The organism is Kitasatospora sp. NPDC004745 (assembly GCF_042873275.1).
Taxonomy (GTDB): Bacteria; Actinomycetota; Actinomycetes; order Streptomycetales; family Streptomycetaceae; genus Kitasatospora.
In genome coordinates this window covers 98,068-112,039 of record NZ_JBIALK010000005.1, presented here as the reverse complement: position 1 = coordinate 112,039, position 13,972 = coordinate 98,068, and the positions used below count along the sequence as shown (strand labels likewise).

The 13,972-nt window shown below is 75.8% G+C and carries 14 protein-coding genes; 5 read left to right on the top strand and 9 right to left on the bottom strand.

The window, feature by feature from the left end:
• Positions 1 to 64 precede the first annotated feature (64 nt).
• The 3 genes from ACFYUY_RS11705 to ACFYUY_RS11695 all read left to right on the top strand — a co-directional run bounded on the left by ACFYUY_RS11705 (position 65) and on the right by ACFYUY_RS11695 (position 3,410).
• On the top strand, positions 65 to 1,189 hold the full coding sequence (locus ACFYUY_RS11705; RefSeq protein ID WP_360206520.1) for a DegT/DnrJ/EryC1/StrS family aminotransferase: 1,125 nt from the start codon (positions 65 to 67) through the stop codon (positions 1,187 to 1,189).
• Between the two features lie 184 nt (positions 1,190 to 1,373).
• Positions 1,374 to 2,318, top strand: coding sequence for an NAD-dependent epimerase/dehydratase family protein (locus ACFYUY_RS11700; protein WP_360206523.1), 945 nt, complete (start codon positions 1,374 to 1,376; stop codon positions 2,316 to 2,318).
• A gap of 12 nt (positions 2,319 to 2,330) precedes the next feature.
• Positions 2,331 to 3,410 carry a hypothetical protein gene (locus ACFYUY_RS11695; protein ID WP_387900141.1) on the top strand — a complete coding sequence of 360 codons (1,080 nt, stop codon included), beginning with the start codon at positions 2,331 to 2,333 and terminating at the stop codon, positions 3,408 to 3,410.
• A gap of 75 nt (positions 3,411 to 3,485) precedes the next feature.
• Here ACFYUY_RS11695 and ACFYUY_RS11690 read toward each other — a convergent pair whose 3' ends face one another.
• The 4 genes from ACFYUY_RS11690 to ACFYUY_RS11675 form a co-directional block, all read right to left on the bottom strand.
• Positions 3,486 to 4,223: a polysaccharide deacetylase family protein gene (locus ACFYUY_RS11690; protein ID WP_360206527.1), complete on the bottom strand. Its 738-nt coding sequence runs from the start codon at positions 4,221 to 4,223 to the stop codon at positions 3,486 to 3,488.
• A 7-nt stretch (positions 4,224 to 4,230) separates the two neighbouring features.
• Positions 4,231 to 5,031, bottom strand: a complete 801-nt coding sequence (locus ACFYUY_RS11685) for an SDR family NAD(P)-dependent oxidoreductase (protein WP_387900139.1) — start codon at positions 5,029 to 5,031, stop codon at positions 4,231 to 4,233.
• Positions 5,032 to 5,109: 78 nt separating this feature from the next.
• A complete protein-coding gene (locus tag ACFYUY_RS11680; protein ID WP_387900137.1) occupies positions 5,110 to 6,120 on the bottom strand; it encodes a hypothetical protein in 1,011 nt (336 codons plus the stop codon).
• A gap of 151 nt (positions 6,121 to 6,271) precedes the next feature.
• Positions 6,272 to 7,075 carry an SAM-dependent methyltransferase gene (locus tag ACFYUY_RS11675; RefSeq protein WP_360206535.1) on the bottom strand — a complete coding sequence of 268 codons (804 nt, stop codon included), beginning with the start codon at positions 7,073 to 7,075 and terminating at the stop codon, positions 6,272 to 6,274.
• 226 nt (positions 7,076 to 7,301) lie between these two features.
• On the opposite strand from ACFYUY_RS11675, the gene ACFYUY_RS11670 reads away from it, so the two are divergent.
• Complete coding sequence (locus tag ACFYUY_RS11670) at positions 7,302 to 7,934, top strand: sigma-70 family RNA polymerase sigma factor (protein ID WP_360206538.1); 633 nt, start codon at positions 7,302 to 7,304, stop codon at positions 7,932 to 7,934.
• A gap of 230 nt (positions 7,935 to 8,164) precedes the next feature.
• A complete protein-coding gene (locus ACFYUY_RS11665) occupies positions 8,165 to 8,815 on the top strand; it encodes a hypothetical protein (protein ID WP_360206540.1) in 651 nt (216 codons plus the stop codon).
• Positions 8,816 to 8,844: 29 nt separating this feature from the next.
• Here ACFYUY_RS11665 and ACFYUY_RS11660 read toward each other — a convergent pair whose 3' ends face one another.
• The 5 genes from ACFYUY_RS11660 to ACFYUY_RS11640 form a co-directional block, all read right to left on the bottom strand.
• Positions 8,845 to 10,641, bottom strand: coding sequence for a condensation domain-containing protein (locus tag ACFYUY_RS11660; RefSeq protein WP_387900135.1), 1,797 nt, complete (start codon positions 10,639 to 10,641; stop codon positions 8,845 to 8,847).
• A gap of 192 nt (positions 10,642 to 10,833) precedes the next feature.
• The gene (locus ACFYUY_RS11655; RefSeq protein WP_387900133.1) at positions 10,834 to 11,505 is read right to left on the bottom strand and encodes a 4'-phosphopantetheinyl transferase family protein; all 672 of its coding nucleotides are present in this window, start codon (positions 11,503 to 11,505) and stop codon (positions 10,834 to 10,836) included.
• An 89-nt stretch (positions 11,506 to 11,594) separates the two neighbouring features.
• Positions 11,595 to 12,374 carry a hypothetical protein gene (locus tag ACFYUY_RS11650; RefSeq protein WP_387900131.1) on the bottom strand — a complete coding sequence of 260 codons (780 nt, stop codon included), beginning with the start codon at positions 12,372 to 12,374 and terminating at the stop codon, positions 11,595 to 11,597.
• Between the two features lie 4 nt (positions 12,375 to 12,378).
• A complete protein-coding gene (locus ACFYUY_RS11645) occupies positions 12,379 to 12,669 on the bottom strand; it encodes a phosphopantetheine-binding protein (RefSeq protein WP_360206549.1) in 291 nt (96 codons plus the stop codon).
• A gap of 86 nt (positions 12,670 to 12,755) precedes the next feature.
• Positions 12,756 to 13,688, bottom strand: coding sequence for a 3-oxoacyl-[acyl-carrier-protein] synthase III C-terminal domain-containing protein (locus ACFYUY_RS11640; protein ID WP_360206551.1), 933 nt, complete (start codon positions 13,686 to 13,688; stop codon positions 12,756 to 12,758).
• Positions 13,689 to 13,972 lie beyond the last annotated feature (284 nt).

Here is a 13,972-nt window from a genome sequence, read left to right as displayed (position 1 = left end):
CTGCCCCGGTCCGGAGCGACCCGTCCCGATCGGTGCTGACCCCAGCCCGCCGCCGGAGGTGCCCATGGGCGTTCCAGCCGCCCGCATCGTGTTCGACGAGAGCGACCGCGCGGCCGTCGCGGACGCGGTGACGGAGATGCTCGCCACCGGCGCCCTCACCCTCGGCCCGTGGACCGAACGCTTCGAACAGGCCTTCGCCGCCGAGCACGGCGCCTCGCACGCCGTCGCGGTGAGCAGCGGCACCGCCGCGCTGGAGGTGATCCTGCGCAGCGTCGACGTGCGGGGCCGCGACGTCGTCGTCCCCGCCGTCACCTTCTACGCGACGGCCGGCGCCGTGCTGCACGCGGGCGGACGCCCGGTGATCGCCGACGTCGACCCGGCCACCCTCGCCCTCTCCCCCGCGACGCTGTCCGCGGCGCTCACCCCGGACACCGCCGCCGTCGTGCTGGTGCACATCGGCGGGCTGGTCACCCCGGAGGTCGGCGCGCTGCGCGCGCTCTGCGACCGGCACGGGATCCCGCTGGTGGAGGACGCCGCGCACGCGCACGGCAGCAGCCACGACGGGCGCGCCGCCGGGACCTTCGGCCTGGCCGGGGCCTTCTCCTTCTACCCGACCAAGGTCACCACCAGCGGCGAGGGCGGAATGGTCCTCACCGAGTCGCCGGAGCTGCGCGACGAGGCCCGCACCTACCGTGACCAGGGCAAGGGATCCTTCACCACGAACCACCACGTACGGCTCGGCTACTCCTGGCGGATGAGCGAGCTGCACGCCGCCGTCGGCGCCGTCCACCTGCGCCGGCTCAAGGAGTTCATCGAGACCCGCCGGGCCGTCGCCCGCCGCTACGACGAGGCGCTGGCCGGGCTGGACGGCCTGGAGCCGGTGCTCGAACCGCCCGGCTCCCGCGGCAACTACTACAAGTACGTGGCGCTGCTGCCCGCCGGGGTGGACCGCGCGGCCTTCAAGCGGGCGGTCTCCGAGGAGTACGGGGTGCGGCTGTCCGGCGAGGTGTACGACCTGCCGCTGCACCTGCAGCCCGTGCTCGCCCCCTACCGGCGCGAGGCGCTGCCCGTCGCCGAGGACGTCTGCGCGCGGCAGGTCTGCCTGCCGGTGCACTCCGACATGACCGGGGACGAGACCGAGCAGGTCATCGAGGCCGTCTCGGCGGTCCACCGGCGGCTCGCCGGGTGACCGGACCGCCCGCGGCCCGACCGCCCGGGACCGAAGGGACCGCCGAGGCCACCGGGACCGCCCGGGCCGCCCGGCTCGCCGGACAGGCCCACCGGACGGGACCGCCCGGACCTCCGACCAGGCCGACCACCCTTCGACCACGCAGAGACCACGCACCGACAAGGGCTCGACAAGGAGAGAGATCGTGCGCATAGCCGTCACCGGGGGATGCGGATTCATCGGCTCACACGTCGTGGACCACCTGATCGCGGCGGGCCACGAGGTCCTCGCGGTCGACACCACCGACAAGTACCTCAACCCCGACGCCGAACACGCCAGGATCGACGTCCTCGACCTCCCGGCCCTCACCGCCGCCCTGGCCGGCAGCGAAGTGGTCTACCACCTCGCCGCGATGGCCGACGTGGAACAGGTCTCCGCCGACCCGGTGCGCGCCGTGCGCACCAACATCGACGGCACCGAGACCGTCCTGGAGGCCGCCCGGCGCAGCGGGCTCAGCCGCACCGTCCTGGCGAGCACCGTGTGGGTCTACGGCGCCGCCCTCACCGACGAGCAACTCGACGGCGGGGAACAGGAGCTGGACGAGCACGTGCCGATCGAGCTGGAGCACAGCGGGCACCTCTACGTGGCCACCAAGCTCGCCGCCGAGATGCTCGTGCACAGCTACCGCGAGCTCTACGGGCAGCACTTCACCATCCTGCGCTACGGCATCCCGTACGGGCCCCGGATGCGCGACGAGCTGGTCGTCGCCCGGTTCGTCCAGGCGGCGCTGACCGGACGGCCGATCACCATCGCCGGGGACGGCCGGCAGAGCCGCAACTTCGTCTACGTCGAGGACCTGGCCGACGCCCACGTCCGGGCCCTCTCGCTCGCCGCCGAGGACCAGACCTTCGCCCTGGAGGGCTCGACGGCCGTCTCGGTGCGCGACATCGCCGACACCGTCGACGAGCTGCTCGGGCCCGTCAGCATCGAGCACATCGACGGCCGCAAGGCCGACTACGCCGGGCGGCGGATCTCCTCCGCCCAGGCCAAGCGGCTGCTCGGCTGGTCCCCGCGGACCAACTTCGCCGAGGGCGTGCGGCGGTACGCGGACTGGTACCGGGCCACCGCCGCCACCCCCACCGCCTCCTGACCGGAGCCGTCCGTGCCGCACGCGCTGCTGGTCTCCGGCTCCCTCGGCCAGGGCCACGACGTGATGGCCCAGGCCTGCGCCGACACCCTGCGGGCCCGGGGCTGGACCACCTGCACCGTGGACGCGATGGCCCTGCTCGGCCAGCGCTCGGGTGCCGCCGGGGAGGCCGTGTTCCGGCGGCTGCTCGACCTCCCCGGCGTGTACGACGCCTTCCACTTCTCGGCGCTGCGCCCGGGCGCCCGGATCGCGCTGCTCGCCGACGCCGCCGCCCGCGCCCGGCTGCTCCCGGCCCTGCGGGAGCTGGTCGCGGCGCAGCGGCCGCAGCTGGTGGTGTCCGTCTTCGCCACCGCCACCTCGGCCGTCAACCGGCTGCCGGAGCGCGGCTTCCGGCACTTCGTGTTCTGCACCGACGTGACGCCGCACCGGCTCTGGGTGCAGGAGGGCACCGACCTCTTCCTGGTCACCTCCGAGGTCGCCGCCTGCGCCGTCCGCCGCTACCGGCCGGACGCCGCCGTCTCCGTGCTGCCCGCGCCGCTGCGGGAGCCGTTCTACCGGCCGCCCGCACGTGCCGCGGCCCGCGCCGAACTGGGCGTCCCGGCGCACGGGCCGTGCGTGCTGCTGATGTCCGGCTCCTGGGGCCTCGGGCCGCTCGCCCGCACCGCCGCCTCGCTCGCCGCGGCCGGCCCGCACGTGCTCGCCGTCGCCGGCCGCAACCGGGAACTGGAGGACCGGCTGCGGGCGGCCGCCCGCCGGGAGCCGCGGCTGCGCCCCTTCGGGTACACCGACCGGATCCCGGCCCTGATGGCCGCCGCCGACCTCGTCGTCACCAGCTCCGGCGACACCTGCAGCGAGGCCCGCGCGCTCGGCCGGCGGCTGCTGCTGCTCGACGTCGTCCAGGGGCACGGGCGGGACAACCTGCAGCACGAACTGGAGCTCGGGCACGCCGACGTCGTCACCGCCCGGCCCGCCGACGTGGTCCGCAACGCGCTCGCCGCCCTCGACCGCCCGGAGCCGCCCCCCTCGCCCGGCGCCAGCCCGGACGGCTGGAACCGGGGCTTCGCGGCCGCGCTCGAACGGGTCGGGCTCGACTGAGGGAGCGCCGGTACGCCGTCGGGTCACGCGAGTCGAGGGCGCCGGCTCCGGACCGGGTGAACCGGACCCGGCCGTTCAGGGCAGCGGGATGCCGTGGTCGCGCAGCGGGCCGAGGGTGAGCCCGTGCTCGCGGCAGTGGGCCGCGATCAGCGGGAGCGCGTCGAGCGTCGCGCGCCAGGAACCCGGGGCGGAGGTGCAGTCGGAGTCGTGCAGGAGGAGGGTGGCGCCGGCGGTGAGGCCGGGGCGGGCGGTCTCGAGGACGGTGCGCCCGGTGGCCTCCGCCGTCCAGTCCCGGCCCCACGCCGTCCAGAGCACACTGCGCAGGCCCAGGCGGCGCGCGGCCAGCGCGGGCCCGGCGGTCAGCACCCCGTACGGCGGGCGGTACCAGAGCGGGCGGGCCCCGCACAGGTCGGTCACCGCCGCCCCGGCGCGGCGCAGTTCGCGCAGGTCACGGGCCGGGGCCGGGTACCACTGAGAGCGGTGGAACCAGCCGTGCACGGCCACCTCGTGACCGCGCGCCACCAGCTCCGCGCCGAGGGCGGGGGCGCGTTCCAGCATCGAGCCGAGCAGGAAGAAGGTGGCCCGCACCCGGCCGGGCCCGGCCAGGGCGTCCAGCGCGTCCAGGACGTAGGGAGTGCTGCGCGGGTCCGGGCCGTCGTCGAAGGTCAGTGCGACGTGGCCCGGGGCGGTGCCGTGGCCGGCGGTGCGGCGGGCCAGCGTGCGGCGCAGCACCGGCAGGCGGACCGCGGCCGGGGCCAGGTGCAGGAACTCGGCCGCCGCGGCGGCGGCGAGCACCCTGGTCGCCGTGCTCACCCGGAGCTCACCCGAAGCGGGAGGCCATGCGCCGGAACACGCCCGGCGCCACGCCGTGGATCCGGGCCGGGAACCCGAGCCAGTGCGGCACGTACAGGCGGTCGCGCTCGGTGGTGATGGTCGCGACGACGGTGGCCGCGAGCCGCTCCGCCGGGACGGGCCGCGGGCGCTCCCGCTGGTAGGGCGTGCCGCGCCGGTCGAAGAACGGCGTGTCCACCGCTCCCGGCAGCACCAGCCGCACTCCGACGCCGGTGCCGCGCAGCTCGTACCAGAGGCTCTCCGCGAACATCGCCAGCCCGCCCTTGGTCGCCGAGTAGCCCGACTCGTCGCGCACGCCCACCTGGCCGGCGATCGAGCCGAGCAGCACGATCCGGCCGTGGCGGCGCTCCAGCATGCCCGGCAGGAGGAGGCGGACCAGCCGCAGCGGAGCGGCGAGGTTGACCTCGATCATCCGGTCCAGGGTGTCCGACGGGGTGTCGGCGAAGGCGCCGCGCCACCCCAGGCCGGCGCTGGCCACCAGCGCGTCCACCCGCCCGGTCTCGGCGACGGCGGCCTCGGCGAGGCGGGCGGGGCCGTCCGGCTTGCTGAGGTCCTCGGGCAGGGCGACACCGCCGGTGCGGGCGGCGAGCTCCTCGAGGCGGGTGCGGTCGGTGCCGGAGAGCAGGGTGTGCCAGCCGGCGTCGGCCAGCCGGACGGCGGTGGCCCGGCCGATGCCGGAGGACGCCCCGGTGACGAGGGCGACGGGGCGCTCGGCGGGCCCGGAGCTCCGGGGGCCGGGTCGGAGGTCGTCCCGGTCTTCGTCCGCCATCGCGCACCTGCCGATCCATGGGCGTCTCGCCGTCCGATTTGTCCGGCAAGTCACCTTCGCACGGCGGCGCCGTCCGGGCTACCGGGGCGGAACGGCCCGCCTTGCCCGCCGGTCCCCGTCCGGCCGCGGACCGCCGTCGTCGTCCGCGTCCCCGTCCGGCTCCGGACCGCCGGCCGCCTCCGGGCCTCCGTCCGCGCCCGTCCCCGTGCCGGCATCCGTGCGGCCACCGGCGTCACGGGCCGCGCCGGCGAACGCCTCGGCCGACTCGCCCTCCAGCTCGCCGAAGCGGGACAGCAGGAAGGTGCCGCCGACGGCCACCGCGAAGCCCGTCAGCGCGCACCACTCGAATCCGGGGCGCGCCGCGTCCCCGAGCGCCGCCACGCCGACCAGCGCGGGCCCGAAGGTCTCGGCGACCGTGCCCGCGGCGGTCGCGGCCGTCACCGTGCCGCGCTGCAGCGCGAGCGCGTACGCGAGGTAGCCGCCGAGGCCGCCGACGGCCAGTGCGTACGCCGCCGGATCGGTGAGCACCCCGACCGCACCGGAGGTGTCCAGCACCCGCACGGCCAGGCTCGTCACCCCGAAGCCCACCCCGGCCAGCAGCCCGAGACCGGCCGCGGCCGCGTTGCCCTCCCGGCGCACCAGCACGAGGGTGAGCAGGACCATCACGGCGGTCGTCGCGAGCAGCGCCCAGTGGAACGCAGCCGGGGCGTACTCCCGCCCCTCCCGGCCGGAGCCGAGCGCGAGCAGGCTCAGACCGACGACCACGCCGAGGATCCCGGCCGCGTCGCCCCGGCGCAGCCGGGCGCCCAGCAGCCAGACGGCGGCGAGCGCCGTCACCGCCAGGCTGGCGTTGGTGACGGCCTGCACCAGGAAGAGCGGCAGGCTGCGCAGCGCCACGATGCTCAGCAGGAAGCCCACGATGTCCAGCGCCGTCCCCACCAGGAACTGCCAGGACCGCACCAGCGCGGCCAGCAGCCCGGCCCGCACCCGGTCCGCCCGCGGCGCGGAGCGCGCCCCGCGGGCCTGGAACACGGCCCCGAGGCCGAAGCAGACGGTCGCGACCAGCGCGGTGGTGAGTCCGAGCAGCATGCCTCTCCCAGCCTCGCCGGCGGCATCGGTCCACCACCAGTCTGGGCCCGCGGGGGCACCGCCGCACGGGCCCGCCCGGCGGGCCGCGGGGCGGCGCGCGCAGCCGGCCGCGGGGCGGCGGGGGCGGGCCGGCCGCGGGGAGGCGCCGCCGTCAGGGCCGGAGGGCCACCGCGGCGTAGGCGCAGGCCTCGGCGGCGCTGACGGGCGGGTCGGCGGGGGTGGGCCGCCAGTGCGGGGTGGGGACGGCGCCGGGGGCGATCAGGGTCCAGCCGTCGAAGAACCGGGTGAACTCGGGCAGGGTGCGGGCCTGGGCCGCGGTGCCGGCGGACTCGTAGATGCGCACCAGCCGGCCGATCTCCTCCGGGGCGAACTCGGGGGTGACGTGGGTCATCACCAGGGCGCTGCCGGGGGCGAGCGCCGACTTGAGGTGCTCGACGATGCCGTAGGCGCCGCGCGCGTCGGGGACGAAGTGCAGGAGGGCGTTGAGGGAGAGCGCGACCGGACGGTCGAGGTCGATGGTGTCGCGCACGCCGGGCGAGGCGAGCACGTCGGCCGGGTCGGTGACGTCGGCCTCGACGTAGGCGGTGCGCCCCTCGGGGGTACCGGTGAGCAGGGCCTGGGCGTGCGAGAGCACGATCGGGTCGTTGTCGGCGTAGACGACGCGGGCGCGCGGCTGGACGCGCTGGGCGACCTCGTGGAGGTTGGGCGAGGTGGGGATGCCGGTGCCGATGTCGAGGAACTGGTCGATGCCGGCCTGGGCGAGGGCGCGGGTGGAGCGGTGGACGAAGGCCCGGTTGGCGCGGGCGGCGGCGCGCAGCCAGGGCGCGACGGCGAGGGCGTGGCCGGCGGCCTCGCGGTCGGCGGCGAAGTTGGTGAAGCCGCCGAGGTAGTAGTCGTACATCCGGGCCGAGTGCGGCACGTTCAGTCGCAGGTCGACTCCGTCGTAGAGGCTCATCGCGTTCCCCCCTTGGGCCGGTGCGGGCACCTGACGATTGCTGCCCACCGTATCGAAGGGCCAATCCCGCGCCGCGCCGCTCAACTGGTCACCAGATACCACGAGATGACAATCTGTATTCGGATTGCAGCCTGGAGTGACAGGCCTGGTGGAATGAGGATGGGCACGGACAGCCCGACCCTCGAGTGGCCCGGCGGGCAGCCGTCGGCCACGGAAAGCAGGCTCGATGACGATCGACAGGGGTGCGCCCGTGCGCGGGTACCGGGGAGCCGCCACGGTGGAGCGCACCGGCACGGCCGGGCCGGACCGGGGGGCCGGCACCGACCTCGGCCAGCGCTTCGACCTCACCTACGCGGCGTTCTGCGAGACGCACGAACCCGCCTGGCACGCCCTCGCGTTGACCCGGATAGGCAGCCGGACCGACGCCGAACTGCTGGTCGACGCCGTCAAGGCGGACCTGGCCCGCTGCTGGCCGCAGGTCCTGCGCTTCGAGGAGCCGGCCGCGTACGCCTGGCGGCTGGCCAACCGGCACGTGGCGGACTGGGTGGCCGCCGAGGAGCCGGTGGCGGTCGAGGCGGTCACCTTCGCGGCGGTGATCGGCGCGTTCAAGCAGGTCGCGAACGGACTGCTGCACAGCGAGGCGGACGAGGTGCGGCTGTACGCGGCGATCCTCGAACTGCCCGACCGCCAGCGGGACGTGGTCATCCTGCGCTACCTGCTCGGCTTGCACGTCAAGGTGATCGCCGCGTACCTGGGACGGCCGGTGGCGACGGTGCACTCGAACCTGCGGCACGCCCGCGAGCGGCTCGCCCGGCGGCTCGGGGTGGGCGAACTCCCGGACCACGCGGGGGACCTGTGACCCGCCGCCCGACCACCGGCCGGCCCGACGGGAGGCTCGGCGACGACCCGGCGGAACCGGCCTACCCGGCGGAACCGGCCCACCGGACAGACCCGGCCGATGGAGCGGAACCGTCCGACGGGACCGAACCGTCCGACGGGGCGCAGGCAGCGGACGGACCACGTCCCGCCGACCGCGTGTGCACCGGGGACGAGGCGTGCCCCAACGCCGGGGGGCGCACCCCGCTCCACGTGCCCCGGCCCGAGCGGGCCCACGCCGAGCGGATCGCCGCGGTGCGTCAGGCCCGGCTCACCGCCGCGCCCGCACACCTGCCCTCGGAGCACGAGCAGGCCGCCTTCGAACTGGGTCTGGTGGTGGCCCTGGTGCTGGGTGCGCCGGACGCCTCCCGAGGGCTCGACCTGCTCGTCAACGCACGGCGGATCCAGCCCGAGGGGGCGGAGGTGTTCGCCGCGCTGCTCTACGCCACCGGCCGCGAGGAGGGCGCGGAGTTCTGGTGGCGCTTCGCTGCCGGATCCGGCAGCGGGACGGCGGCGTACTGCCTGCACCTGCACCACCTGATGCTCGGCGAGACCGACGACGCGGACTACTGGCGGGCCTGGTCCGACCAGCTCGCGCGAACCGAACGCCCGCCCGGGCCTGGCGCGTTGCGGATGAGCCGGCCGCTGCTGCCGGACGACGTCCGGCGCGACATCCTCTCCCGGGTGCACCGTGGTCTAGCACCGCAGCTGCCACCGCGGTTGGTCGCGGTGATCGACCGGCTGCCGGTGCGGGGCGACCCGGACGAGGAGGAGGTGCCGAGCCCGTGGGGGCTCACCTCCGGCGCCACGTCCGCGTGTTCGTGGCAGCTGGGGTGGGAGGGCGTCGACGACCCGTTGGAGTGAGCGGCCGACGCCCGCCCCCGCTCCCCCGTTCAGGTGAGCGCGGCCACCCTGGCGATGACCTCCGGGTCGCGGCCGTCGCCGGCGACGGCACCCTCCGGCCCCCGGACGACGTAGCGGTGCGGCGCCACCGCGGTGTCCCGGCCGGGCAGGGCCGCGACCACCGCGCGGTGCACCTCGGCGGGCTCGACGGACGCGCCCGAGAACGTCAGCGTGGCAACCAACTCGCCACTCTCGAAGGTCACTTCCACGGACGCCCGGGAGCCGATGGCCTCCTCCAGCAGGCCCCGGACGGCAGCGAGGTCGACCCATGCACCGCCGACCGGCAGCCACCCTTCGCCCCGCTCGGGCGTCGGGACCTCCGCGAGGCCCGGCAGCGCGTGCAGCGGCACCGGCCCGTCGGCCGCGGCCGCGAGCACGGCGAGCAGCGCCTGCGCGAAGCGGTCGGTCTCGTCGGCGTCGAGCACCTGCGGACAGGCGATCAGGGCGAAGTCGAGGCTGCCGCTGATCCGCAGGATGGTGAACATCAGCCGGACCCCGAGGGGCGGCGCGGGCAGCCGGGTCAACTCCGGGTCGACGGCCGGGACGGGCTGGATGTCGGCGACGGCGGTGGGGATGGTCAGACTGAGGTCGTTCACCACGACCTGCCGGGGGAAGCGGACCCCGCGCACGTGGGCGGCGTCCTCGACCAGCTGCCACACCTGCTCGGCGTCCAGGGTGCTGTGCCAGTAGCCGTTGAAGGAGGCGGACTTGGCGCGGCCGATCAGCTCGTCGAAGTCGGCCGCACCGGCGTCCAGCCGGATCAGCGCGTCCTGCGCGAGGGTGCCGACGTGATCGACCAGCGCCGCGCGCTGGCGGTTCGCGGACAGCGCGGCGATCGACAGGTCCGCACGGCCGGCGCGGCGGGCGACCAGGGCGGCGAAGGCCGCGAACAGCACCACGGACGGGCTCGCGCCGGTGCGCCGGCAGACCGCGGCGAGGTCCACGGCGGCGCCGCGGGAACGGACCAGGACGGCCCCCAGGTCGTGCGGCGGCCCGGCGATCCGCGCGTCGGCGAACACCGCCTGCGGGCCGGTGGTCAGGATCCTGGCCCAGTGCCGCAGGGCGGTGGCCGACCGCCGGCGGCCCTGGGGGCTGCGCTCGGCCTCGGCGATCCGCAGCGGCGTGGGGGCGGTGACCGGCGGGAGGTCCTTGCCGGCGGCGAGCGCCACCCAGTCCTGGATCAGCAGCGCGATGGCGGCGCCGTCGGCACCGGCGTGGCAGACCACCGCGACCAGCCTCAGCAGCCGCTCACCGTCGGCGAGCAGGGTGCAGCGCAGCCGCGGCGCGGACGCCAGGTCCACCGCGACGGCGACATCCGTCCGACCGAACTCGGCCGCGAGCATGTCCAGTTCGGCGTCACTGCGATCACCCGTCTCGACCACGGTGACGCTGAACCGGCCCTCCGGGTGGACCACCTGCTGCTGCGGGTAGCCGTCCGGCCCCGGCCCGGCCGGGAAGGAGGTCCGCAGGGACTCGTGCCGCTCGACGAGCCTGCGCAGGGCGGCCAGCCCGGCGGACACCGAGGTGCCGTCCGGGACCGGCCAGGCCGACTCCTTGTTGATCTGCTCGGGGGCCTCGCGCCGGATGCACCGGATCATGTTGTCCTGACCGAGCGTGAGCGGCCCGGAGCCGCCGCCCGAGGCCGCGTACCGGACCTCGACGCTCCTGCTGGTCGGGGTCGCACCGGTCGGGGTCGCACCGGTGAGCGCCACGTCGGCAAGCGTCACGCCGTTCGGGGTCACGTCGTTCGGGGTCGCACACTTCGGGGTCGGGTCGTTCGGGTTCACGTCGCACGCGCCTTTCGGCTCGCCGGGGGAAGGGCCGGGAGAAGGCTGAGGGGGGAGCCCGGAGAGGGAGCCGGGGAGCTCGGAGCCGGGAAGCTGGTGGAGCCGGGTGGACTCGGAAGAGGGTGTTCCCGGGACGCTACCAGCGGCCCGACGCATTGGTCCAGACCAAACGTGTTGCGATGCGGTGAAACGTCAACTCACCGTCCAAGCCTGCACGTTGACATGAACAGGAGCATCGCCGCGGACCGCCAGCGCAGCCCGGAACGGCCCCGGAACCGGCACGTCCATGAGCCGGAGCGGCCCCCGGCCGAGCGGGCGCGGCTCCGCCAGCACCAGCGGGGACGGGCCCGCCACCGGCAGCCCGAAGGACTGGACCAGCCGCCCGCCGTACGCCTTGACGCACGCCTCCCGGCGGCACCACAGCGCCGTGCAGCGCGCAGCCCGCCCGGCCGCCGTGGGCGCGGCGGCGACGTAGCGGGCTTCCGCCCCGGGGAAGAGACGCGCGGCGATCAGCCCGGCCGCCCGACCACCTAGCAGCTCCTCGACGTCGACCCCGAGCTGCCGCCCCTCGGCCACCGCCAGCACCGCGAGCGGCCCCGAAGCCGACCAGCTCACCCGCAACCGGCCGGCGTCCGACGGCTCCGGCTTGCCGTGCCTCCCCCGCCGCCAGACCACGTCCGCCGCCGGACGGCCGAGCCGTGCGCCGACCAGCTGCCGGACGGCGCCGCGCACCACCGTGAAGCGCCGCCGCAGCAGCTCGTCGGCCCCCGCCGTCCGGGCCCGCTCGTCCTCGTCGAGGAGTCGCCACAGCCCGGACACCACCTCCGGAGGCTGGTCGGCCCCGACGGTCCAGAGGTCGACCACCGTCGCGAAGGGCCCGGCCCCGGACGGACGGGTCCGGGGCGAGCCGCCCCGCGCGGATCCGGCCCCGGGAGGGCCGGCCGGAAGGGCGGTCACGGCATGGTCAGGGTGCTCAGCACGCCGAGCCGGCGCTCCAGGCCCGCCACCAGGACCGGTCGCCGCCGCTCCCGCCAGGCGGGCAGCTGCTCGGCGAGTTCGGCCCAGACCCCGGTGAAGGGCTGGGCCGCCGGCCCCTCGGCGCCGTCCAGCCCGGGGCCGAGCACCAGCGCCGCGTCGGGCCCCAGCTCCGCCGCCCGTGCCCGGACCGTCCGAGAGGGCGATTCGGCGCCGGGCAGCTGATCGACCGTCATCCCCGGCCGGTCGGTCTCCTCGCAGACCAGCACGACGGCGGAGTGCCGGTGCGGCAGTACCACCGGCCCGGCCGGCCGGTAGTGCAGGGCCGTCTGCTCGGCGAGCACCACGACCGCCCGCCGGCAGGACCCGGTGCGGTGGTGGTCGGCGGCCAGCCGCAGCGCGGTGAAGGCCGCGGCGGTGCCCTGGTCGCAGACCGCGTAGGCGAGCGGCGCCCCCGGGCAGGCCCGGCTGAGCGCCAGCGAGGACGGCGCGCCGGGGCGGACGTCCGGGGTGTCGAAGGCCAGGATCAACAGGTCGACGGGCTCGTCCGGGGCGAGCACCTCGCGCAGCAGGCCGTCGGCCAGCTCCTCGAAGGAGTGGCCGACGCCCTCGCGCAGCAGGTCCTCGCGCAGCGGCAGTCCGTACGGGCGGACCAGGTCGGAGACGAAGACCCGCAGGTCCGGGTCGAGCGAGCGCTCCGAGCGGCCGTCGAAGCGCCGTGCGAGCGCCCGGGTGATCCGCAGGCCGTGGCCGGCCACCTGGTCAGTCCTCGGGGATGACGTGTCCGGCGACGTAGTCGGCCAGGCTGGTGACCGAGCGCAGGTCGCCCTCGGTGATCTGCTCGACGTCCACCTGGATGTCGAGGGACTCCTCGAGCTCCAGGATGAGTTCGATGGTGCCCGCGGAGGTGAGGCCGAGGTCGTCGAAGAGACAGGCGTTCTCCGGGATCTCCGGCAGCTCGCGCTTGAGCACGCGGGGCAGCAGCTCGCCGATGCCGTGGCGGATCCGCTCGCGCAGCTCGGGGTCAGTGGTCTGGACCACAGGTTCTGACATGGGTGTCCCGTCCCGTCGTACGTGGGAGTGCGGTGTGGCAGTGGAAGGGGGACCGGCGGCACGCCGGTCGCAGGGGTGACGGCTGGTCAGTACTGGACGACCATCGCGGAGAAGGTCGCGCCGACACCGGCGGCGGCGATCAGGTAGTGGTCGCCGCGGCGGAGCAGCCCCCGCGTGGTCGCGGTGTGAAGATTGATGAGGCTGTCTGCAGCGAAACTGTGCCCGACCGACAGCACGTTGTCCAGCACCACCTTGTCGAGCGGATAGCCGATCCGACGCGCGATCATCCGCCAGGAGGCCTGGTTGACGTTGTGCGGAAGCACCGCGGCCAGGTCGGACAGGTCCAGACCGGCCTCGGCGAGGGCCGCCTCGATCGCCTCCACCATCACGTTCGGGTACTCGCGCTGGTAGCGGGCGAGCAGGTCCGGGTCGTCGGCCAACCGGCCGTCGAACTCCGGCCGCTGGCGCACCACGAAGGAGCGCACCCGGTGGCGCCCGCCCGTGGCGCTCACCAGGCAGGCGGCCGCGCCCTCGGCGAAGATGCCCGTCTCGGGCACCACCTGGGCGTCCTTGGTGAAGGTCTTCTCACCGGCCAGAACCAGCGCCAGCGCCTCCGGGTCGGGGTCGCCGGCCAGCAGCCGGCCGGCCAGGTCGATGGCCAGCAGGCCCACCGCACAGGCGTGGTGGGTCACGGTGAAGGCGTTCGCGTGGGCCAGGCCGCGCCCGGCCAACAGGTCGTGCAGGGGGTTGAGCGGGTAGGGCACCGCCACCGGCATGCTGCGGGCGTGGATCACGAAGCGGACGTGCCGCTCGCGTCCACGCAGCTCCGGCAGGTCGTCCAGGGCGGCTTCGAGCAGGTCGGGCAGCGTCCCGGCCGGGTCCAGACGCAGCTGGTCCAGGCCGTGGAAGCGGCGGAAGAGACGAAGTTGACGTGGGGTCAGGCCGATCCGCTCACCAACCGCCTCGATGGGCACGGCGTGCGGGGGGAGGTGAACGGCCACTGCCTCCAGTGCTGTCACGCGGGCTAGTATTCCGACGCCCGCCGGGTCGCACAAGTGATCTCGGGCCATTCCCCGTCGCGTTCGCCCCCGGGGCCGTCGCCGCAGGCCGACGCCCTCGCCCCGGCGCCGTCGCGCCTCACCCCCGTGCCGTCGAGCAGGTGGGAGCCACCCATGCCGGACCGTGAACCACCGCACCCCGTCGAACCGTTGACCCCCCGAACGCCGCAGCCCGCCGCGGGCCCGGGCCCCGAAGCGCCGGACCCCGCAGGCCCGGACCCCGCCCCGAACGCCGCAGGCACAGC

What these genes read in the sequence shown, in the direction of transcription:
- ACFYUY_RS11675 (WP_360206535.1), bottom strand. Translation starts at nt 7,075, where the DNA reads ATGAGCCTCTACGACGGAGTCGACCTGCGACTGAACGTGCCGCACTCG.
- ACFYUY_RS11680 (WP_387900137.1), bottom strand. Translation starts at nt 6,120, where the DNA reads ATGCTGCTCGGACTCACCACCGCGCTGGTCGCGACCGTCTGCTTCGGC.
- ACFYUY_RS11685 (WP_387900139.1), bottom strand. Translation starts at nt 5,031, where the DNA reads ATGGCGGACGAAGACCGGGACGACCTCCGACCCGGCCCCCGGAGCTCC.
- ACFYUY_RS11670 (WP_360206538.1), top strand. Translation starts at nt 7,302, where the DNA reads ATGACGATCGACAGGGGTGCGCCCGTGCGCGGGTACCGGGGAGCCGCC.
- ACFYUY_RS11705 (WP_360206520.1), top strand. Translation starts at nt 65, where the DNA reads ATGGGCGTTCCAGCCGCCCGCATCGTGTTCGACGAGAGCGACCGCGCG.
- ACFYUY_RS11645 (WP_360206549.1), bottom strand. Translation starts at nt 12,669, where the DNA reads ATGTCAGAACCTGTGGTCCAGACCACTGACCCCGAGCTGCGCGAGCGG.